General features: G+C 59.4%; 19 protein-coding genes and 3 pseudogenes. 4 read left to right on the plus strand and 18 right to left on the minus strand.

All coding sequences use genetic code 11. The features are described from left to right. The 12 genes and pseudogenes from BHE01S_RS31125 to BHE01S_RS36325 all read right to left on the minus strand — a co-directional run. On the minus strand, window positions 1-233 hold a 233-nt coding region (locus tag BHE01S_RS31125; protein ID WP_042270897.1), incomplete at its 3' end, for a LysR family transcriptional regulator. A 409-nt stretch (window positions 234-642) separates the two neighbouring features. Beyond that, window positions 643-1,032: pseudogene (locus BHE01S_RS39370) on the minus strand (transposase); the annotation flags it as partial. A 281-nt stretch (window positions 1,033-1,313) separates the two neighbouring features. Then, window positions 1,314-1,957, minus strand: a pseudogene (locus BHE01S_RS39375) (type VI secretion system Vgr family protein); the annotation flags it as partial. Between the two features lie 58 nt (window positions 1,958-2,015). Continuing rightward, a pseudogene (locus BHE01S_RS31135) lies at window positions 2,016-3,023 on the minus strand (porin); the annotation flags it as partial. 110 nt (window positions 3,024-3,133) lie between these two features. Next, complete coding sequence (locus BHE01S_RS31140; protein WP_042270901.1) at window positions 3,134-4,405, minus strand: MFS transporter; 1,272 nt, start codon at window positions 4,403-4,405, stop codon at window positions 3,134-3,136. 59 nt (window positions 4,406-4,464) lie between these two features. Beyond that, on the minus strand, window positions 4,465-5,316 hold the full coding sequence (locus BHE01S_RS31145) for a sugar phosphate isomerase/epimerase family protein (protein ID WP_042270903.1): 852 nt from the start codon (window positions 5,314-5,316) through the stop codon (window positions 4,465-4,467). Further along, complete coding sequence (locus tag BHE01S_RS31150) at window positions 5,309-6,502, minus strand: dihydrodipicolinate synthase family protein (RefSeq protein WP_042270905.1); 1,194 nt, start codon at window positions 6,500-6,502, stop codon at window positions 5,309-5,311. The genes BHE01S_RS31145 and BHE01S_RS31150 overlap by 8 nt, the downstream gene beginning before the upstream one ends. Before the next feature lie 68 nt (window positions 6,503-6,570). Then, window positions 6,571-7,395, minus strand: a complete 825-nt coding sequence (locus BHE01S_RS31155) for a shikimate dehydrogenase family protein (RefSeq protein ID WP_042270906.1) — start codon at window positions 7,393-7,395, stop codon at window positions 6,571-6,573. Further along, window positions 7,392-8,993 carry an acyl CoA:acetate/3-ketoacid CoA transferase gene (locus BHE01S_RS31160; RefSeq protein WP_042270907.1) on the minus strand — a complete coding sequence of 534 codons (1,602 nt, stop codon included), beginning with the start codon at window positions 8,991-8,993 and terminating at the stop codon, window positions 7,392-7,394. The genes BHE01S_RS31155 and BHE01S_RS31160 overlap by 4 nt, the downstream gene beginning before the upstream one ends. A 214-nt stretch (window positions 8,994-9,207) precedes the next feature. Then, the gene (locus tag BHE01S_RS31165) at window positions 9,208-9,924 is read right to left on the minus strand and encodes a TetR/AcrR family transcriptional regulator (protein WP_245639912.1); all 717 of its coding nucleotides are present in this window, start codon (window positions 9,922-9,924) and stop codon (window positions 9,208-9,210) included. 74 nt (window positions 9,925-9,998) lie between these two features. Beyond that, the gene (locus BHE01S_RS31170; protein ID WP_245639913.1) at window positions 9,999-10,502 is read right to left on the minus strand and encodes a MaoC family dehydratase; all 504 of its coding nucleotides are present in this window, start codon (window positions 10,500-10,502) and stop codon (window positions 9,999-10,001) included. Window positions 10,503-10,776: 274 nt separating this feature from the next. After that, complete coding sequence (locus BHE01S_RS36325) at window positions 10,777-11,655, minus strand: LysR substrate-binding domain-containing protein (protein ID WP_042270909.1); 879 nt, start codon at window positions 11,653-11,655, stop codon at window positions 10,777-10,779. A gap of 135 nt (window positions 11,656-11,790) precedes the next feature. Here BHE01S_RS36325 and BHE01S_RS31180 point away from each other — a divergent pair, with 135 nt between their 5' ends. Continuing rightward, the gene (locus tag BHE01S_RS31180; RefSeq protein ID WP_042270910.1) at window positions 11,791-12,780 is read left to right on the plus strand and encodes a zinc-dependent alcohol dehydrogenase family protein; all 990 of its coding nucleotides are present in this window, start codon (window positions 11,791-11,793) and stop codon (window positions 12,778-12,780) included. Window positions 12,781-12,795: 15 nt separating this feature from the next. Beyond that, complete coding sequence (locus BHE01S_RS31185) at window positions 12,796-13,092, plus strand: putative quinol monooxygenase (RefSeq protein WP_042270911.1); 297 nt, start codon at window positions 12,796-12,798, stop codon at window positions 13,090-13,092. Between the two features lie 342 nt (window positions 13,093-13,434). Here the strand turns inward: BHE01S_RS31185 and BHE01S_RS31195 are convergent, their stop codons facing one another. Further along, window positions 13,435-14,028, minus strand: a complete 594-nt coding sequence (locus tag BHE01S_RS31195; RefSeq protein ID WP_042270913.1) for a TetR/AcrR family transcriptional regulator — start codon at window positions 14,026-14,028, stop codon at window positions 13,435-13,437. A 145-nt stretch (window positions 14,029-14,173) separates the two neighbouring features. Here BHE01S_RS31195 and BHE01S_RS31200 point away from each other — a divergent pair, with 145 nt between their 5' ends. After that, a complete protein-coding gene (locus BHE01S_RS31200) occupies window positions 14,174-15,130 on the plus strand; it encodes an NADP-dependent oxidoreductase (protein WP_245639914.1) in 957 nt (318 codons plus the stop codon). A 313-nt stretch (window positions 15,131-15,443) separates the two neighbouring features. Here BHE01S_RS31200 and BHE01S_RS31205 read toward each other — a convergent pair whose 3' ends face one another. From BHE01S_RS31205 to BHE01S_RS31215, 3 genes are all read right to left on the minus strand, one after another. Further along, window positions 15,444-16,514 (minus strand): porin, encoded by a 1,071-nt coding sequence (locus BHE01S_RS31205; protein ID WP_042270915.1) that lies wholly within the window; start codon window positions 16,512-16,514, stop codon window positions 15,444-15,446. A 149-nt stretch (window positions 16,515-16,663) separates the two neighbouring features. Beyond that, a complete protein-coding gene (locus tag BHE01S_RS31210; RefSeq protein WP_042270917.1) occupies window positions 16,664-17,899 on the minus strand; it encodes an MFS transporter in 1,236 nt (411 codons plus the stop codon). 72 nt (window positions 17,900-17,971) lie between these two features. Continuing rightward, complete coding sequence (locus BHE01S_RS31215; RefSeq protein WP_063769116.1) at window positions 17,972-19,048, minus strand: carbon-nitrogen hydrolase family protein; 1,077 nt, start codon at window positions 19,046-19,048, stop codon at window positions 17,972-17,974. A gap of 186 nt (window positions 19,049-19,234) precedes the next feature. Here BHE01S_RS31215 and BHE01S_RS31220 point away from each other — a divergent pair, with 186 nt between their 5' ends. Next, a complete protein-coding gene (locus tag BHE01S_RS31220; RefSeq protein WP_042270919.1) occupies window positions 19,235-19,462 on the plus strand; it encodes a hypothetical protein in 228 nt (75 codons plus the stop codon). On the opposite strand, the gene BHE01S_RS31225 is transcribed toward BHE01S_RS31220, so the two are convergent. Continuing rightward, window positions 19,457-20,425 carry a helix-turn-helix domain-containing protein gene (locus BHE01S_RS31225; protein ID WP_042270921.1) on the minus strand — a complete coding sequence of 323 codons (969 nt, stop codon included), beginning with the start codon at window positions 20,423-20,425 and terminating at the stop codon, window positions 19,457-19,459. The two genes, BHE01S_RS31220 and BHE01S_RS31225, sit on opposite strands and share 6 nt — an antisense overlap. Before the next feature lie 67 nt (window positions 20,426-20,492). Further along, a complete protein-coding gene (locus BHE01S_RS31230; protein ID WP_084069431.1) occupies window positions 20,493-21,662 on the minus strand; it encodes an alpha-hydroxy-acid oxidizing protein in 1,170 nt (389 codons plus the stop codon). Window positions 21,663-21,671: the final 9 nt, after the last annotated feature.

A 21,671-nucleotide genomic window follows, 5' to 3' on the forward strand; every position in this document is an offset into this window, starting at 1 on the left:
TCATCGAGTAGCTGTTCGGCACTAGGCGCGAAGACACGACCGACGGTGGTGAGCGTAACGCTGCGCGTCGTGCGCTCGAAGAGACGCACGCCGAGCGCCTCTTCGAGCTTGTCGATCCGGCGGCTCAAGGCCGGTTGCGAAATATTTACCGCCTCGGCGGCCTTGCGGAAGCTTCCCAGTTCCACTACAGCTCTGAATGCCTGCAAGTCGTTCAGGTCGAAGTTGATGCCCACGTGCCATTCTCCGCATTCTAGATGCGGTATTTTGCACGATACTGTGCCGCGCGCCCTCGACGAAGACTGAACTGCTGCGGTGCGCCATGATAGTGCAGCGGGACCAGATAGCCCATCTCGACCGCGTAGAGTGTTTTGAAGTTCTACCACCGTTGAGCAATTAAGCACCCCATGCGGAGCCTCATGCAGCGATCATTGTGTTGCATCGATCGGATGAATCCGCCCTTTGTAAGCAGCCATTTCCCCAGGCGCTTACCCGGACGGCCAGAGAGGGTCGGACAGTGACCATTTCGCAAGACGCAAAATCAATCTCCCTTCATTGAAAAGGAATTGTCACAGAAACGCTTAATTCCTCCGACACGGAGCTAACGTCAATAGTGGTGTACGAACATTTTGATGGCGGTCGATTTCAAGCGGCAAGTTTCTGCTGAACCGGTCGATCGTCTTGCACCGGTTCGCCGTCCTTGAAGGCAACGCCCTCGAGCAACAGCTTGATCTTTTCCGGGCCGTTGATACGGCGCCAGGTTTTCCCGGCTTCCTCGATCAGCTTGAATGCCAGTCCGAGGAAGGTCGGTCGCGACACGCAGTTACGCGTACGTGTCGTGCGATGACGCATCGTCGCGAACGTCGATTCAATTGCGTTGGTCGTGCGCAGATGCTGCCAGTGCTCGGCAGGGAATTCGTAAAACGCGAGCAAGCTCTCCCGGTCCTTCTTCAACGTCTCGGTCGCCCTCGGATATTTGGCCACATAGATCGCAACGAAACGATCGAACGCAGCGTGCGCGTCGGCGCGGGTCGCTTCCCATGACTTGTCGTTGCTCGCGAAGTTGCCAGTAGCGGAAAACGTCTTCAACTTCTTTCCGCGCTTCGCGCTTTCGCGTAGTCCGCTAACCTGCGCGTCCCACACGATGGTCCAATTCCATTGATAGGGCGCGGCAGCATCCGTCTTGATTTCAAAAACAATCGATGGAAATTTTGGCGTCCCGTTGATATAGAACTTATCGCCCGTCGCCGGACGCACCCATTCTCCCGTATCATTCTGGATCACGACCTTGACAAGCGATTTATCATTCACGGACGTTTGCCGGGCGCGTGAATTTCGATGTTGCCGTCCTTGATGCGGATATACGCACCACCAGATGTCAACAGGATTTCCTGCTTTGCCACCGCTTCGATGTTGTTCGTCGCCGAGAGCAGCGCTGACGAGATTGGTCCGGGCATCACTCGCGATATGAACGGACTTCTGCGTGGACAGCGCGATACCCGCGGGGCTGCCGAACAGCATGACCGGTTGCTTGAACGCATTGGCGTTACCTGTCCCACCACCCGCTGTTTTCCCACCCGACGATGAACCGGATACGCCGTTCTGCGTCGCATCCGTGAACGATTTGAGCGAATCGTAGCCGTCTTTCAGGCTTTCGGCCTGATGTGTCGTGCTGGCGTGGGACATCGCTTCGAGCACGCTTTCCGACTTCACCAGTTGCGTGGTTGTGTTTCGCGCGTCGAACGGCTGGCTGGCGACGGGACCGGTAGTGACATACAGGCCTTGACCTGCGCGCACGGCGCCAAATGCGTCAGACTTCAGATCGAAGCCGCTCCCCAGATAATTTCCTCTCATGTTGCCATGACTGATCGATGAGGTAACCCAGGTGTAGCTGGGCATTCGTGCTGGACGAGTAGAGTTGAACCCGGTTCTGGCCGGTCGAGTCGTCCAGCACCAGTCGCGCCGACGTAGAAATCCGTTCGCTTGGAGACGGAATAGTCGGCGATCACGCCCAACTGGTTGAAGTGCCGGTTCCCCACCGCCCCCCCGGCACCGGTACCGACGGCGTTACCCTTCGTGTACTCGTAGCCGATACTCGCATAAAACGACGGCGTGAACCGATATTTGATGCCTATTTCGCCAGTATTGAATTTGAATTTTGCGGAGTTGCCGCCGAGCGCGGCGATGTTGCCGTATTCGACATTTGAATACGCGGCGCCGATCAGCATATTGCCAATCACATAGGTGGCCCCGGCAGCGACCAGCTTATACGAAGACGCCGTCGTCTAACCATTATTGAGCACACCACTGAGCTGCGTCGCGCCATTGGGGTTTCCCGTGAAAAAGCCGGTACTGCCGGTCGCACCTGTCGAGTTCTTGAAGTACTCGTAGGCTGCGGCGAGCGCGAACGACCCATTCGCATACAAGACGCCAGCGTTATACCCGCTGCTACCGGTGAAGTTGCCGAGCTGTCCGCCAAGGCTCCATTCGCCACCGAAGGTAAGTCCCCGGTAGTTCACGCTGATGTAGCGGATCGAGTTATTCAAGCGTAGCGAATTGTTCAGGTTGTCGAGGTCGCCGGGGTGCGAGAAAAGCGCGCTGCTGAAATAGCCCATCGTCGTAACCTGCCGCACCAGGTAAAAGAGCGAGTCATATTGCCGGCCAAGCGTAATGGCACCAAAGCGGTTGCTTGCCAGACCCACATACGCCTGTCGGCCGAACTCGGCGCCTCCCTGTCCAAGCTGGCCGCTATTCAGGTTCACGCCAGATTCCAGCTGGAAGATCGCAGCAAGTCCGCCCCCGAGATCCTCCGAGCCCTTCAACCCCCATATGCTGCCGGTGATACCGTTGGTCGAGTCGAGGGTGAGCTGCCGCCCACCGACATTCCGGCCATTCACCACATTCTTGTTGTTACTGATGAATTGCACGCCCTCGTCAATAATGCCGTAAAGCGTCACAGACGCTTTGGGCATACGCGTGCGATGCGCAGCGCCGCAGACCGCAGCACGAGTTCGTTTCATTGTCATTTACATGAACGTTCATTGTTATGAGATTGCCCGCGCGTTCTCCAGCGATTCGAGCCAATCACTTTTAATAGCCTTGGAAGGTCGGCTTCGCGTGGCTAGTTGAACTCGAATCACTTGATCTGCAACAGCGATACGCCTTTTGTCTCCTTCAGGAAGCCGAAGATTACCGCGAGCCCCAGCAGAACACCGATTGAGGTGAAGAGCCAGATACCGACCGCCATGTCGAGATGGAGAGTCCTGATCGACGACAGCACGACGTATGGGGCGATACCGCCGCCAAACACGCCAATGTTGTAGATAAAGCCAACGCCGGAACCGCGCACGTTGCCCGGCAAATTCTCCGCAATGATGGTTGCATAGCAGCCGCCTGCACCGACAATAAAGAAGCCCGAGAAAAATGCGAATACGACGGCGAGCGGCATGATGGCCACTGAGTTGACCAATGCGTAGACGCTCACGCTGCCCAGAATCAACAACAGCGCCAGACCTTTCTTGCGCCCGAGATACTCCACGACAAAACCGGATGCAGAAAACCCGAAGATCTGCCCCACCGCCGAGGCGCTTGTCAACCAGCTGATTGTCGCGGCACCGAAGTTGAGCCCTTTGAGAAAGGTCGGCAGCAGCCCTTGCAGCGGCCATGCGGCGAACTGCAAAAATATCAGCATCAGCGCGAGTATTAACACAAGCCACGGATGCTCCGCGAACAGGCGAAACGCGGGCCACCGGCCGCTCGCTTTGCCCTGCTTCTGGCTGCGTTGCCACATCGGCGATTCGGGCAGATACCGATACAGGAACCATCCCAGGATTGCACTGGGAACAATGCCGACAAAGAACAGCACACGCCATCCGAAATGCGGATAGACAAAACCATAGACGAGCGCAGCCAGAATCGCACCGATACCCCATCCGGCATCGAGCATTCCGATGCCAATCGCGCGGTGCTTTTCGGGCCACGATTCAGCAATGATCGTCGAACCCAGCGCAAAGATCGGCGCCATGCCAAAGCCGAGCAGCAGGCGGAACACGAGTATCGATGCAAAGCTCCACGCGACCCCGGTCAACGCGCCACCCACGGTGAACCATGCCAGCGCGATCAGCAGCGGAATCTTGCGACCGATTCGATCGCTCAGGCTGCCGAACATCAAGCCACCGAGCCATCGCACGCCAAAGGTCGCGAGGATCAACAGCGAAGCTGTGCTGGCCGCTACGCCGAATGCCTTCGCAATGTCGGTCAGCACAAAGGTGACCAGCAGAAAATCAAATGCGTCCATCGCCCAGACGCACCACACGCCTATCAGTACCCCCCATTGGCCGCGGCTGATCTCGCGATACCATCGTTGTCCGGAATCCGACCCGGCTTGCTGTTTGGCTGTTTCAAGCATTTCTCTCCTCCAGTATATTTCTCGGCTCTATTCGGCCTGCGCACCACCTGTTTGACTACTTACGTTGCGCTGGCATGACGTTCCATGCAGGTATCGAGAACGTCGCCGCCATCACGCTTACTCCAGTTTTCACTCGAGAAGATTTCGACCTCGTTGAAACCTTCGTACCCCGCGGCTTCAACCCAGCCGCGGATTTTCGGGATGTCGATGACACCATCGCCCATCATGCCCCGATCGTTAAGCAGATCGCGAGTGGGCACCAGCCAGTCGCACACGTGAAAGGCCAGCAGGCGAGTGCGACCCGCGCGATCGATCTGCGCCTGCAACTTCGGATCCCACCACACGTGGTAAACATCTACCGCAACACCTAGCGCCCTGCTTTTTTCCGGGTCCAGTTCATCGCAAAGATCGAGAGCCTGCTCCAACGTATTGACGCATGCGCGATCCGCTGCATACATCGGATGTAGCGGCTCGATCGCCAGTGGCATATGAACACTGCGCGCGTATTCGAGCACCTCTGCGATACCATCGCGGACCTGCTCGCGCGCGGCACCGATATTCTTGCTTCCTGATCCGACGGGCAAACCGCCGACGACCAGAACCAGGCACGCGGCATTCAACTCGCGAGCTTCGTCGATAGCACGGCGATTGTCATCGATCGCCTGTAGCCGTCCCAAAGGGGTCGACGCCGGAAACATGCCGCCCCGGCAATAGCCGGACAACACGATGCCGGTTTCCCGCAAAAGCTGTGTTACCGTGCCGCGCCCGATCGCCGCCACCTGATCGCGCCACGGCGAAATCGCGCGAATGTCGCGCCGGGCGCATTCCTCGATGATTCGATCGAGCGGCCATTGCCGTACGGTGGCCGTATTGATAGATAACCAGCGGTGATCTCGCGACAAATCACGCATCCCACACTCCGTTCATCGCCAGCAAGGTTTTCATGCGCGTCACTGCCAGCTCCGGACGCTCCAGCAAACCTGCCGCGTCCGCAAGCCGGAACAGTTCCCCGAAATGCTGCAGCGAGCGTGCACTTTGTTGTCCGCCCACCATCGTGAAGTGAGGCTGATAACCATTGAGCCATGCCATGAAGACCACGCCCGTCTTATAGAATCGCGTGGGCGCCCTGAAGATGTGCCGCGCCAGTGCAACCGTCGGCTGCAGGATCTCGTAATAACGCGCGGTTTGCCCCGCTGCCAGTTCACCCAGCGCGGCGGCCGCGGCCGGTGCGATAGCGTCGAAGATGCCAAGCAGCGCGTGGCTTTGCCGATGGTTCTCCAGCGCGCCTATGCCGTCCCCCGCGATCAGCTCGGGATAGTTAAAATCGTCGCCTGTGTACATCCGCACGCCCTCCGGCAGACGGCGACGCATAGCGATTTCTTTATCCTTGTCGAGCAGCGAGATCTTGATCCCGTCAACCTTGCTGGCGTGCGCCGCGATAATGCCAAGTGCGGTATCCATCGCCTGGCCGAGATCTGTGGTGCCCCAATAACCTGTCAGGGCAGGGTCGAACATATCGCCCAGCCAATGCAACACAACCGGCTGCCGCGCCTGGCTCAAGATGCGGTCGTACACGCGTTCGTAGTCGGATGGCGATTTCGCCACGCGCGCGAGCGCGCGGCTCGCCATGATGATCAAGGTCCCACCCAGCGCCTCGATCGCTTCCATCTGTTCTTCATACGCGCGAATCACGTCGTCGACGTTGCGTGCGTCGTCCGGCGCGAGCTGATCGGTGCCGCATCCGGATGCGATCAACGCGCCCGGCGTGTCTTTGGCCACGTCCAGCGAACGCCTGATCAATTCGAGTGAAGTCGCCCAGTCCAGGCCCATGCCGCGCTGGGCGGTGTCCATAGCTTCGGCCACGCCGAGACCGAGCGACCACAGGTGTCGACGGTAAGCCATCGTCGCATCCCAATCGATCGCGCTCTGCGACGAGGGATCATGACTGGCAAACGGATCGGCGACTACGTGCGCAGCCGAGTAAGCGATTCGCGCGGTCTGTGGGCGCAGATGACGTGCCGTGAAACGGGCCGCTTCGCGGAGTTGGTAGTGCTGCAAGTTGCCGTCGCCGGCCGGGAGCTTCAAGGCAATGCTCATCGATCTCTCTCTAACGAATATCTGGCGCGCACGGAAGTTGACAGTGCCTGTCTTTTCGTGAGCCCTGGTCAGGTTTGTGTACGCACAGCAAAGAAATCAAGGACAGCGTCAATCTGGCCTTCCAGCATGGCGGGTCCCTGGTGGGTGGCGCAGCCTCGTGCCTGCGCGGCTAGCAGTAGCGGTGTCATCACGGGCTTCAGGATGATGTCGGCGACGAGCGCGTGACTTGCCAGATGCGTGAGGTCGACCGGCAATGGATCGTCGGTGCGCATGCCAATCGACGTGCAATTGACGATCACGTCGAAGCCCGCCGCTTCCGGTTTTCCTTCGAATACATCGATACCCAGCTGGCGGGCTTTGATACCGTCCACCAGAACCTGAGCGCGCCGCGCCTCGATGTCGAACAGCCCGATCGCCTCTGCACCCGCTGCAGCGATGGCGTGTGCCACCGCGCATCCTGCTCCGCCCGCACCAATGACCAGTACGCGACGTCCGGTTAGTGTGTGTCCTCGCGAGGCCAAACCTCGAATGAATCCTTCGCCATCGAAGTTCTCACCGATTAACCGGCCATCGTCGCCTTTCCGTATCGTGTTGAGCGCGCCGGTGAGACGAGCCCGCGGGCCCAGTTCGTCGACCCATTCAGTGGCTGCGATCTTGTGCGGCACGGTAACGATGAGACCGTCGAAATTGCGAATCGCACGGAAGCTGTCGATCACCAGCCGTAGCGCGCCAGGCGCTGCATGCAACGGCACTAACACGGCATCTACGCAGCGCTTGCGGAAAGCGGTATTGAATAGCTGTGGCGATGCGACCTGTGCGATCGGGTCGCCGACGATTGCATAGAGCCGTGTGCTACCCGATAACGGACCGGGGACGCCTTGGGCCGCAGTCATGCTGCTGACTCCTTTGCCGCGAGTCGCGGGTGCGGCGCTCGCGTTTTGCCCGCCAGTTGCTGTTCGATTCCCATCGGCGCTGCTTTGAAGATGCGCTCATCCATGGTTCGCAGTGCGGGGGAAACGATGGGGCGGAATCCCATCTGGCCTAATACGTCCCGCTCCAGATCGATACCCGGTGCGATCTCGATCAGCTCCAGTCCATCTGACGAAGCCCGGAACACCGCTCGCTCGGTGACGAACAGCGTCGTCTGGCCGCGTTCGCGGCCGTAGGGGCCACTATAGGAAACCTGCTCGAGCGCCTCGACGAACTTGCGATGTTTGCCCTCGGTCACGATGGCAAGTTGCCCGTCTCCCGTCGCGATCTTCAGACCTCCTGCGGTGAACGTGCCGCCGAACACCATCTTCCGGGCATTCTGGCTGATGTTCACGAAGCCCCCTATGCCGATCACCCGGTTAGCAAACCGGCTGATGTTCACACTGCCTTGCGCATCGACTTCGACGGCCGAAAGGAACGCCAGATCGAGCCCGCCGCCGTCGTAGAAGTCGAACTGATAGGGTTGATCGATCATCGCCCAGTAGTTGCGAGCGGCGCCCGCGTCCAACCCATTGGCTGGCGCACCGCCGATCAAGCCCTGTTCATTGGTCAGCACGATGTGCTCGAGGATATTTTCCTCGGCGGCCACGATACCGATGCCCGTACAGATGCCTGAGCCGACGTTACAGATCGCGCCTGCCTGCAGTTCCATCGCGCAGCGTCGCGCGACGATCTTCCGCTCATCAAGCGGCAAGGTCGGAAACGAGTCGAGCGGAATGCGCAGTTGCCCTGCAAAAGCCGGGTCGTAACGCGTCTGGTAGGTCTGCTTCTGGTCCGGCTCGACAACAACCACGTCGACCAGCATGCCAGGAATCTTGACTGTCTTGCCCGGCAAGGTGCCGCGCTGCGAGAGACGTTTGACCTGCACGATCACGATCCCGCCGCAACGTCGTGTGGCTTGCGCCATCGACAGCATTTCACCGAAGACGGCCTCGTCTTCCATCGAGATATTGCCGTCCTGATCGGCGGTGGTGCCGCGCAGAAATGCGACGTTGATATTGAACGGCTTGTAGAACAGCCATTCACGCCCGTTGAGTTCCACGAGCTCGACCAGATCCTCGGCGCAGCGCGTGCTCTGCTTGCCGCCGCTGATGCGCGGGTCAACGAACGTGTGCAAGCCGACGTGAGTGAGCAAACCCGGGCGCCCCGCAGCGATCTCCCGCATCAATTGCGACAGCGCACCTTGCGGCAGCGTGTACGCCTCGATTTCATTGCGGTTTGCCATTTCGGCGACTGCTGGCGCGTCGACCACGGTGCCGCACACGATGCGCTTGAGCAACCCGGGATGGGCGAAATGCGATACGCCACGATGTGAGCGATCTCCCAGTCCGACCGGGTGCAGCGACGTGATCGAACGCGGTGCCGCAGTCGCCAGAAAACGCCGCGCCACCGCCTCGATCAGTGCTTCCGGGATGGCATGTCCTGAGCCCGAGCCGCCAATGACGATCGTATCGTCATCATGGATCAAAGCCGTTGCCTGATCAGCCGTCAATACCTGCATCGCTACTCCACTGGAAAAGTATGGAGGCGAGCTTAAAACTTATTTACTAGTAAGTCAATAAATGCTCGCATAACGGTCTACCCTGCCCGATGGAGGCCTGCGGACGGACGTAGGCAGACCCGCGTCGGGGGACGCAGGGAAATGCCGGGAGACGGGGAACGTACGGGGAGTCGTACCGAAAGACGCGCGCAAGTCGCGCAGGACCTTCGCCGGATTACTTTGTCCGACGGGGTGTTTTCGGCTCCGGCGCATAGGCCGACAACATCACACGGGAAAAGGCATCGAAAAACAGTTTCAATTTGTCGAAACCGCCGGTGCCTTGCGTAAATACAGACGAACTGTTCACGATATTAATCAGCAGGAACGCCAGATCCTCTCGCGGGGTATCTTCACGCAGTTCGCCGTTGTGCCAAGCCGTGTCGACTGCAAGGCGGATGCCTTCGTGAATCGACGAGGTGAATGATGCGAGGATCGCGCGCGCGTTCTCGCTCAGAAGGTCGCTCTCGAGCCGCAACCTACCGATCAGGCTCCACGATTGAGCGCCTTGATCGCTCTGGTTGAAGCGCCGGTAACGCTCAAAGTTATAGTCGACCACTTTCTGCAGCTTTTCCTGCAAGGTAGTGGTCTGATCGAGCCAGATGCGCAGATGGCGCCCCCTCGCCTCAGCCACGTAATCCGCCACGACCTCGTCCACCAGGCCCTGCTTGTTGCCGAAGTGGTAATGAATATTCGTGGTCGTGACGCCGAGCCGGGTCGCGATATCGCCAAAGCTGGTGCCGTTGAAACCGCGGCTGATCAGCAGTTCCGTCGCCACCTGTTTGATTTTTTCGCGCATATCGGAACGTGATGCAACCGGCGTCTTGGTAACCCGTTTTTTCCGCGTTCCGGCTTGAATCCCGGAGTTGGGTTCGGTTTCCGTGCTGTTTCCCATCTTGGCTGCCGCCTCTTCTGATCACAGTTCAAGCGCAGCATGCTACCGCATCCAGGCGCGCGATGCGGCACCGATCACACCTGCACGAGCAATAGCGTTTCGCCCTCTTGCACGACTTCCTTGCGGCCATTGATGACTTTCATCGCGAGTGTCACGATGCCGCGATCGCTGCGCCTGGTGACGCGTTTGTCCTGAAGCCGCACCTCGACATGGATCCGGTCCCCAATGAGTAAGGGTGCGCGGAACGCCCAGTTCCAGCTTAACGTTGCAATACCTTGAAGTCGAACGGGGCAGCGCGTTTTCAGTCCATCGGCGAGAGACAAACCCAACAGCCCGTGCGCTATCCGGCCAGGGAAACCCGCTGCCTGCGCGAATTCGTCATCCATGTGAACGTCGAACAGGTCACCGGACAGGCCGGCAAATCCCACCACATGCGCTTCAGTGACGGTTACGCCGCTCGTCTGGTAGGTGTCGCCGATCTGCAGGTCGTTGAATCCATACTCGCCTGGCACGAGCACTCGCGCTGGTTTCTGGTCTTCCGACTGGTTTGCCATGTCCATCACTTTCACCGTGTTCATTCATTGGAAAGCACGATCATATCTTATTTACTAGTAAGTAAAAATTGGACCTAGGTTCAGGTGAGCAAATTCTGGCTTTGCGCTCCTCCACTGACGATCGTCTATGGCGACAAGTGGGTAACGAAGGTCTCTGTGCAAACGGCAGCGTCGGCCGGAATATCCATGCCGCTCGTTCGACAGATTTCGGAGTCGATCGGCCATCCATGCTGCGGCGAGCGGCGGACACTCGGCCAACGCGGCAGGCTGGTAGCCTGAGATCGCCACCGATGGAGATTTACACCTTGAGCAGCGACGCTTCGGAGGTGAGGCTATCCTCGATAAAGCGGATCAACGCGCCCCCAGCATCATGGATGCTGGTTGCATCGCCAAACACCGCAATCTGACAGACAGGAAGGGGCGGCAGGTGACGGCCAATATCACGCAAGCCGGGGTTGCGCAACAGCGAGGACTGACCAAGAATCGCCAGGCCCGACCCCGCTGCAATCGCCGCTTCGACGCCCAGCAGGCTGGTGCAGGCGTAGACCACCTCGCTCGTGCGTCCCATGCCCGCCAGCGCGTCGATGGCCATGCGCCGATAGGGACACTGTGCCGGCAAAGCCACCAGTTGCACCGGCCCGTCCTCGCTCCACTCGAAATCGGTTGCCGCGACCCAGCGCAGAGGCTCGGTCCATACGACCCGCCCTCCCATATCGTCACTATCGCGGCTTGCGACGACAAGATCGAGCGCTCCCGCGCGCATCTCCTTCAGAAGATCGGCAGACAGGCCAACTTGTACTTCGAGCCGAACTCGGGGATGCGTGCGGCGGAACCGGGTCAATACGCGCGGCAGGTGGTCGGGGACGAACAGTTCTCCGATGCCGAGGCGGATAGCGCCGGTTGCTTCCGGCGCGCGCAGGTGCGCGACGGCTGCGTCGCTGTCGCGCACGAGGCGCCGGGCGTAGCCGAGCAGCAGTTCGCCCGCCGGAGTAAGTTCCGTGCGATGAGCGTTACGGAAGAACAGGGGCTTGCCGAGCGCGTCCTCAAGCTTGCGGATCTTGAGGCTGACGGCTGACTGGGTGCGTCCGACGCTGCCTGCAGCTGCGGTGAAACTACCCCTGTCCGCTATGGCCAGAAAAGCCCGCAGACTGTCCAGTTCCAGTTGAGTCGTTGCCATTCGTGTGCTCCCAGCGTCGCAAGGGACGAGTCTATCATTCGAAATTCGAATCTTGAGAATTAGAATTAATCGTTTTTCTAATGCAGGCCTCGGGTCGTATCGTGTCGCCACCGACAACAGAAAAGGCAAAACCTGATGCGTGCCTATGTAACAACCGAATTCGGCAAACCCGGTCAATTGCGTGACGATATACCCCGCCCGGTAGCAGGTCCGGGAGAGCTCCTCATCGCAGTACACGCATCAGGGGTCAACCCCGCCGATCTGAAGATTGCAGCGGGCCAACTGGGGCCGGCGGCGCCCGAACTGCCTGCCATTCTCGGCATGGACTTCGCCGGTGTCGTCGTTGAGGTCGGTCCGGGTGTGCGGGGCTTCGCGGTTGGCGATGCCGTATATGGCTGTGCCGGCGGTGTGCAAGGACGTCCGGGCACGCTGGCTGAATTTGTCGCCGTCGACGCGCGGCTCGTCGCATCGAAGCCCGCACGGTTGTCCATGCGGGAAGCCGCGGCACTTCCGCTCGTAGCCATCACGGCCTGGGAGGGGCTTGTGGACCGCGCCACGGTGAACGTGGATGAAACCGTGCTGGTCCATGCTGCTGCCGGCGGCGTCGGCCATGTCGCGATCCAGATTGCCCGCGCGTTCGGCGCGAAGGTGTTCGCAACTGCGTCTACACCGGCCAAACTCGCCATTGCCAGGAATCTGGGCGCGGAACCGATCCCCTATCGCGACATGACAACCGAAGAGTATGTTGCGCGCCATACCGGCGGCTCAGGCTTCGATGTCGTTTACGACACGGTTGGCGGTTCGGTCCTTGAGCAGTCTGCCGTGGCAACCCGCCTTTACGGACGGCTCATCAGCTGCGCTGCGTGGGAGCCTCACGATCTTGTCCCCGTGCTGGGCCGCAGTCTGGATCTCATCGGTATTTTCATGCTGCTGCCGATGCTGACGGGTCAGGGGCTCGCCCACCACGGCGATATCCTGCGAGAGGTCGCCGCGCTCGTCGATGCAGGCAAGCTCACGCCACTTCTTGATCCCGTTCGTTTTCCGCTTGCCGAAACCGCGGCGGCACATGCTCATCTCGACAGCGGCAGTGCCTTGGGCAAGGTCGTGATCGACCTCATCGACTGACCGGGGAGTCCATTCATGTCCGAGGAAATTGCCGTTATCGCAACCGTCCAGGCGAGTCCTGGTCTGGAGGCCGAAGTCGAAGCCGCCATCCGCCCGTGCATTGCCGCAACCCGCAAGGAAGCCGGTTGCCGCCTTTACACGGTCCATACCGATCTGGAACATCCGGGCAGGTTTGTGTTCATCGAGCGCTGGGCCAGCCGCGAGGCGCTCGCCGCCCACGAGCGGGAAGCACATTTCCTCGCCATGGTCGACGCCTTCCGGACCCGGCTGCACGGATCTATCCAGGTGCAGACATTGCGCGAACTGACCTGAGCGCACCGACTTGCATGGAAGCCCGACCCGCGATTTATATCGAATTCCGGGTGAGTGCGTATTCATGGCCGAACGGCACGCGGTGCACGCGTCCAGCACATTCCCTATGCGAAGCGGAGAGATGACATAAATGGGGCGAATGACCGAAACGCGTCGAGGCCCGGCCACATGTCACTGTCAAGCGAGCGGCGCTTCGCGGCGACCAAAAGCCGACGACCGAGTGCGGTGATGACCTCCGCCGTGCGCTCGATGCAAAGGCATAACGCGACCCAACGCGGACCTTCTGTCATCACGTCCCGAGCGACAACTTTGAGGCCGATAACGGCAGTCCGGGCGTGAAGACTACCGCGCCCCTCTCTCATGTCCTGGCCTTCGGGCAAACGTCACGAGATCGCTCAATTCCTTGAACGCCTGTTCGACGTGGACGCCAAGATCCGTCGATCCGTTCTCGAACCAGGCAGCAACCGCCTGACCCAGCGCCGCCATTCCGACTTGTGCCGCCAGGTCGGCGGCACGGTCGGACACACCACGCTGCCGGAATGCCTCCACGAGCGCCAACATGACCGCGCGGGACTTCGTCTGTGCCCGCTCCTGCAACGCGGGTTGGGCCGCGATGATGTGCCGACGCGGTTCGGTAAACGAGCGATTCTGGATGAAGAGCGGCTCCACCGACGGGAACGCGCGAACCAGGGCTTCCAGCGGTCCGAGGTCCGACGGAACGCTCGCCACCGCGCTCGTCAGTGTCGAGATGAACTCGTCTTCCCCGCCGAACAGCACTTCCCGCTTATCCGGGAAATGACGAAAGAAAGTGCGCTGCGTGACACCAGCCTCAGCCGCGATGTCGGCCGCCGTCGTGTCATCGTAACCACGGGTTTGATAGAGCTTGAGCGCTGCCTCCTGAAGGCGGCGCCGCACTTTTCCGGGATCTCTGGGCATGATTCACCAATCGTATTGTCACAAGCTGACTTTACGCGTATCGTCAGCATATGACGATACGCTATCGTTGTTCTCCGTCCGCCGCAAGCGTGGGAGGGACAACCGCGTGTCTCGCATCCATTGCCGACCGTCACGGAGAATTGCAATGTCGAGTTCCGATCCATCAACGATGAAAGCCCTTTGGGTTCAGCGCTACGGTGCGCCGGCGGACGTCCTGCATCTGGCTGATGTTCCCGTCCCCTCACCCCGCGCGGGGCAGGTGCGTGTGCGAGTTCATGCGTGCGCTTTCAATCCGGCCGACTGGGCGGTGTGCCAGGGCTTCTTTCCGTTGCCGCCGCCGCGCGGCATCGGCTTCGACGTGGCGGGGACGGTCGATGCGATCGGGGAAGGTGTCACTGACGTCGACGTCGGCGATCCCGTCTTTGGCGTTCCCGACTATCTCGGCTATCCCACCGCCGGAGCGGCGGAATTCGCCGTCCTGAAAGTATGGTTCGCCGTGCCGAACGGGTTGAGCCTCGAGCACGCGGCGTGTCTTCCCATGGCCGTCGAAACGGCCACCCGCAGCATCGACCTGCTGGGTCTATCGAAAGGGCAAACCATCATGATCAACGGCGGCGGGACGATGACCGGGTTCGCCGCTGTTCAGATCGCACTGCTGCGAGGCGCCCATGTGATCGCCAGCGCCGGCGAAACGTTCGCGGGTCGTTTGCGTGCGCTAGGCGCGAAAGTGACACCCTATGGCGAAGGCATGGTCGAGCGTGTTCGCGAGATCGCGCAAGGCGCGACGGATTTCGCCTTGCATACCGCGCGTGTCGAGGGCGTGCTGCCCGACCTCATCCGGATTGTAGGCGGCGACCCTCGCCGGGTGATGAGCTTCAGCGATTTTGACAAGGGCGGCCTCGGCGTTCGCACGACGGGGCGCGAGAAGGGCGTGGTGCATCGCTACGACGTACTCGGAGACTACGCCCGACTGGCCGCCATCGGGCAGTTCGTTATTCCGGTCGCGCGCACGTTCACGTGGAAAGACTGGCGAAAAGCGATCGAACTCAGCATGGCCGGGCGCGCGCACGGCAAGCTGCTCCTCATCCCCGGACCGCTTTAAACGGGTAGCGGCTCCGCAATCAATCCCCTGATTTGCGGCTTCCAGGGCCTGCGGCCATCGAGCACGTAGGTCGCTGACTCCCGTCGACTGAGCGTCGGCGGTATGGCGGGATGCCGACGTTGGCGGCACCGCGCAATCGTGAGCTGTGAGTCGGAAGCACTGTCTGTTGGCATCGTCACGTTGCTTGTGTGCGTCTCGCCGACTGCTATTAAGACATATAGCCTCTCGGCGGATTGACGTTCTGCAAGTCCGCCGACGCGCAATTCGGCATACGACTTCTTCCTCACTCGCGCCGCCTCGTCAAAAAGTCAGGCTAGAACGTGTGGGAGATCCCGACTGAGGCGCCCGTAGTTGTCCCTGTGGTGGCGTGCAAGGTGGTTGGTCCCTGGCTAATCGAAAGACCCAGATCCTGCGCACCGTGGTTATTGACCATGCCGAACTGGGCGTAAACCGACGTGCGCTTCGAGACGAAGTAGTACGCGCCGATCGCCCCTAACAACGAATGGCTGGCGGAAACGGAGCGGTTGTCGACATACCAGACGCCGGTATTCAAGTCGATGTTCGGGCGGAGCATGTAGTCGGCGCCACCACCGTACACGTCGTTGTTAGCCCCGCCGCCAACCTTGATCTTTTCATATGAACCTTTTACGGTCAACGAGCCGATCGTGTACGTCGCGCCAATCAACTTGCCATCGAATCCCACCGTGGTGGGCGGCGTAGTCGACACGTTGCCACCAGGATTGCCATTGTAATAGGCAGCATTGATAGCGAGCCCGCTCCAGGTGTAGCTCAGACTGGCGGAGTATTGACGGCCGGACTGGAAATTTCCTGCCACGCCGCCCAATGCGTACATCGCGCTACCTTGAAACCCCGCGAGTTTCGGGCTTGTATACGATATGGCATTGGGGTTGAAAATACTGGTTGCACCAGCGGCATTGGCGAGAATCAGGATGGAACTGCCAAAGTTTGACAGGTGTCGCGGGTCCTGTGCAATCAACGACATGAAATACGGAGATTGCTGCAAGCCGGCACGGACTTCGCCAAACCCGCCTTTCATTCCGACCCATGCGTTGCGACCGAAAAGGTTGCCGTTCGAGTTGTTATAGCCGCCATTGGCAGTGTCGATACCGCTTTCAAGCTTGAACTCGGCCGAGAGCCCCCCGCCAAGGTCTTCAGATCCAGTCATTCCGAATAGTGACGGAAGGTTTCCACTATCATTAAAACCAACCAACTTTCCACTGTTTCCGCTGGTTTTGTTCAAATAAATCAAACCGGAGTCGACAATGCCATACAGCGAAACGCTACTCTGCGCGTGAGATCCGGCAGAAAAAATAAGCCCGGCGGAGACAGCGATTGCGGGCCTGACAACATACAACCTTTTCATCAAAATCTCCCGACATTTAAAGTATGTTTATAACAATAAGTAATGCTAATGTTTAATATCGAACTTTCTCTTGACAAGAAGCGCCACAGAAACATCTCGACGTGTGGATTCCAGACCTGAACGAGAACTCGACTCCGGTCAAATTTGGCTTAGACGACCTCTACTCGCCGAGCTTCAATCTCTCCGCGGCGACGAGGACACGTTTCTTTAAGGAATAGTCCCACAAACGCGCTTAATATGGAGACAACGCCGACGATGAGCATCGGATAGGTCAAACCAAACTTGTCAGCAAGACCGCCTGCCACAACTGGCATCAGCACCCCACCGACGAGTTCGCTTACTGCGGTGGGAACCCCAACTGCCGAGCCGGTCAGCCGCGGCGGTACAGACTCACATGGGATCACAGCGAGGAACAGGGGTGCGATGCCAAATCCGAAGAAGCCGGCTGCGAAGAGATTCGCGAACTTCGCAGTCGGTGCCGCGTCAACCACGACGAAGGCAAGCATCAAAACACCGTACAGCGCTGCCGACAGAACGAGCACAATCCGGCGGCCGACGCGATCTGATATTGCGGGCACGATGATCATGCCTAGGAAGCCGCCGAATCCCCAGCCGGAGATGATCAAACCGACAACGCTTAGTGGAAGGGCGGCAACCTTCGTCAGGTAGAGAGCGACAAACGTGGAGAAAACGAACAGTCCGGTCTGGAACAGCGAGCCAATCAGCGTCGCTAGCCATACGTTCCGGAACTTCAGCACAGCAACTGCGCTGCCTTTCTCGTTCGGCTGGCTAGCGTGTGCCGATCGAGGCAAGGTGTTGCGCATTATCTTCGCGAGAATCATCGTCAGGATAATTCCCGGAATTCCCAACACGAAAAAGACCGCCTCCCACCTCATGTGAAGAATCAGCTGCGTAGCGATGATTGGACCCAGGCCAATTCCAAGTAGCGGGAAGAATGATTGGTGAATACCCAGATTCAGTCCGCGCTTTCGTGGCGTGGAAATCTCATCGATCTTTGCAACACTGGTACTGAAGACCCCACCTTCTCCGATCCCAAGAAGTCCGCGTACAGCCAACATGCTGTAGAAAGATTTTGCGACGCCAGTAAAGGAAGTCATCAGTGAGAAGAAGACGGCAGATCCAATGAGAATCTTCTTTCGACCGAATCGATCGGAAAGACTCCCCAGCACCCACGTCGATATCGCCCACGTCAACGCGAGGACTGACGCAATGGCGCCCGCCTGAGTATTGTTCAGTCCAAGCTCAGGCATCAGCACCGGGAAGAGATAGACGATAACGAGCCTATCCAACCCGACGACGCCGAATAAAACAGCCAGGAGAACCACAATTGACCACTCGTATCCCGTGTCTTTTTCTGGTTTCATTTCGCAATCCTATATATCAATCGATCCAGTATCTATGGTCTCTTTACAGGGACCAGCCACTTTTACATGAGATTAGCGATCGTTCGCGGGTGTCTCGACCGATTGGACTTCCTCACCGCCAATCGATTCGATGTTACGTGCCCCTCCTGCTGCCGAGAGGTCACCCATCTCCACCCCATCGCTTCTGTCACGTAACTCGTGCATTGGTGGGCGGCGACGTCTGTCAAGCACAAGTCGGACGACATCGGGTCGTGCATAGTGCCCCGCCGGGTCAAACACTGCTTTCGAGAGCGACTGTAGCGACAAATCGATTTCGGCGAAGAGGAGGCCTTCAGCGTCGGGCGGCAACTTCTCGAAGAGTTCTGCACCGTCGGGGCCATAACCTACGCTATGCCCCCCGCCCGCTTTCAGCAAATTTCGCCGTTCGGGAGTATCGCAAAGAAGGTCAATCATTTCTTGACTGACAACTGTCGAGGGTGCGAGGACAAAGCAGCCGCCTTCTACAGCGTAGGTCCGTGTCACTGCGTTGTTGACCTGGTAACTCAAGGCGCTCGCAAAATCGTAAAGGGAAAAGCTGGGCCATGCCGCGACATGTATCTGTTCATCTTGAGCAAACATCGCGGCCTTGGTAAGTGGCTGTACATGCTCAGCGCAGCACAAAGCACCAATCCGACCCAAGGCTGAATCAACGACGGTTAGCCCCTCCCCAGATCCGTCTCCAAAAACGGTTCTCTCAAGAAGAGTAGGCTTGAGCTTGCGGCGCTGAAGAAGCGTCTCTCCGTCCGGTCCGATTATCCATTGGGAGATATAGAGGGATCGCCCAGCGCGCTCTGATAACCCCACGACGACAGTGATCGAGTGCGCGCGCGCGGCCTCCCGGAGCTGTTCAGCCTCTGGACTGTCATAGCTGAGTGAATTGTCGAAATATCGCTGAACGTAACCCTCTTGCATGTACCACGCGGGAGTACCAAGCCAGACGTAGAAGGGGTAACCCGGTAACCAGACTTCAGGGAATGCGATGAGGCTCGCGCCTTGGTTCGCCGCTCCCTCGATGAGTCGGATCGATTTTTCGATCCCAGCCTGAAGATCCAGGAAGGCGGGCGCCGCCTGAACAACGGCGGCCTTATAGCGTGGGTGTTTAAGTGTCATGTCTCTACTCCAATCGGCTCTTGCCTACTTCGAACGCGTTTCACGGAAGTGTCGGGCCGCAATATTCGCGTTGCTTGATTGACGCTGAACTCGAACTTGACTGCGACTGCCTGTGGAGTTGAGCCGATAACCACTAGCCGACGCAGCGCCGGCGTCGGCAGCACACGCTCGCCGGGCGGGCAGTGCATGTATTTCCAGTGGGATCCGAAGGATAGGGTCGATGGCTGGTCTGTCGACCGCATCTGGGACAAATGGCATGCACGCGTCGATACCGCCGACGGCTGGCAGATTACGAAAGGCAAGGTCTACCAGAAGAACATCATCGAGATGTTTTCGGGTGTGAAAGTGCGCCGAGACTTACGTCAGACAAGGACAGTGATCCAGCGTCAGCTGACCACGCATCCAAGGCTATGAACGCCGCGCGCCTGCGCCGCGCAGTTGCCGGTATTCCCTGGCAGACACCCCAGCATGGCGCCGGAACGCGCGACTGAAGTGCGAGGGGTCATTGAATCCCCACGTCATCGCGATCTCGGTGATGGACAGATGCGCGTAGGCCGGTTGACGCAACCACGCGGCACAACCGTCCAGACGACCGGTGATGATCCGCTCGCTCATCGACTCGTGCTCGTGGGAGAACAAACGATACAGATAGCGACTCGACAACCCGAGTGCGGCCGCCACTCGATCCGGATTCAGCTCCGGGTCACGCAAATGCTCGTCGATGAAACGACGCGCCCGAATTATGTGCATCGCCCTCAGGTTGGTGTCCGCGCTCGGCATCCGGTTGAAGAAGTCGGCCAGGGCCACGGCCACGAGGTGTGCCGTCACCCCCGCCAGACCGGCGCGGGCCTCCCCGCACGTCGGCTCGAGTAACAGCTCGCGATGAACCGTTGCCACGTGCTCGGTGGCAATGCGCCGAATGCCGTCCTCACCGGGGATACGGACCGCCGTATGTTGACGGCTCAACGGCGCTAGCCCCGTCAGCAGTTGACGAGGAAATCGAACGGTATAGTGCTCCCCGGAGAAATGCCATTCGAAGTCGCGCGAAGCATCGAACAACACCATATCGCCGGGATAAACGACTGCGACACGGCCATCCTGTTCGATGGCGGATCGGTCACGTGACTGGATCGAGACGAGCAGGTAGTCGTCCTCGATCGACGACATCGCCCTGCGGCGATACTTCGCGACATGATCGACAGCCGCAATCTTCGAGACGTGCAACCCGCCGTTTTCGACAGCGAGCATCTCTCCCTCGAATGCCCCTTCCGACGTCATCGAATACACCATCGGCACGCAGCTTTCCTCAACCTGATGCGCCCAAGCTTGCAGGCGTTCGGCGGGAGTGGCAGCGGATTCAGGGGCGAGTTGTTTCATGAGAGACTCCGCTGAGCTGAGGAATCGCAAGCGATGCATCACAGAATCCCCCGCCGGATTGTCTCCGTCAAGTCCACCCGCTGCCTGCCGCCATGAAGGGCCGCTCAGCCACGAAGTCACGCGTCAACGCCGAAATTGCCGGACACCCGATCAGCGCCAGCGTGCGATCGATGTCGCGCCGGATCATCGCCAGCACATCCGCAACGCCGGCCTCGCCGTTGGCGGCCAGACCGTAGAGCGTCGCCCGCCCCAACATCACCGCATTCGCGCCCAGGGCGGTCGCCTTCACCACGTCGGCACCCGTGCGCACACCGCTATCGACAATCAGGTCGGATGCAGGTACGGCGTCTCGCACAGCCGCAATGATGTTTGCAGGTACGGGGAGCCCCGCGAGCTGACGGGCACCGTGATTGGACAGAATGACGCCATCGGCTCCTGCATCAATGCAGCGTGTAGCATCCGCGATGGTGAGAATGCCCTTGACCAGCAACTTGCCCGGCCATGCATCGCGTAAGCGCTTCAGGTCGTCCCAATCGAATCCGGCGTCCATCTCCCGGCGTAATACCGCCGCCTGAGCCGCGGTATCCGAGCTTGTGTCGGTCGCAAAATTGCGCAGTTGCGGCATGCCGTTCGTGAGGTACGACCAGAGCCACTTCGGATGCGTGAGGCCGTCGTAAGCTGCGCTAACACTCGTCCTGAACGGCATGGCGAACCCGTTGCGCAAATCCCGCTTGCGAAATCCGTTGACGGCGACATCCGTCGTCAGGATCAACGTCGAATATTCGGCGGCACGTGCACGCTCGACGAAGCTTTTCGCAAGGTTCTTATGAACGACGTAGAGCTGAAACCATAGGTCGCCCTGTACTTCCCGGGCCACCTCCTCGATCGACATGTTCGACGCAGTCGATAACGCAAACGGTATTCCGGCCCGCGCAGCCGCCTTGGCCAGGGCGAGATCGCCCTTAGGCCAGAACGCACCGTTGAGACCGGTCGGCGCAATCACGAGCGGCGTCGGCAGCGATTTGCCGAGCAGCCGCGTCCGCTGTTCTCGCGCGCTGACGTCCACCAATCTGCGCGGGCAAAACTCCCAGCGCTGAAACGCCGCCCGATTGTGGTCGAGCCCCGACTCGTCGTCGGCAGCCCCCTCCAGATAATCGAACACCATGGCCGGCAGGCGCTTTTTCGCCATGGCCCGATAGTCGTCGATGTCGAACACGCCCTTCATTTTCTTCGTCATTCGGTTTTT

Source organism: Paraburkholderia heleia NBRC 101817 (assembly GCF_000739775.1).
Classification (GTDB): Bacteria; Pseudomonadota; Gammaproteobacteria; order Burkholderiales; family Burkholderiaceae; genus Paraburkholderia; species Paraburkholderia heleia.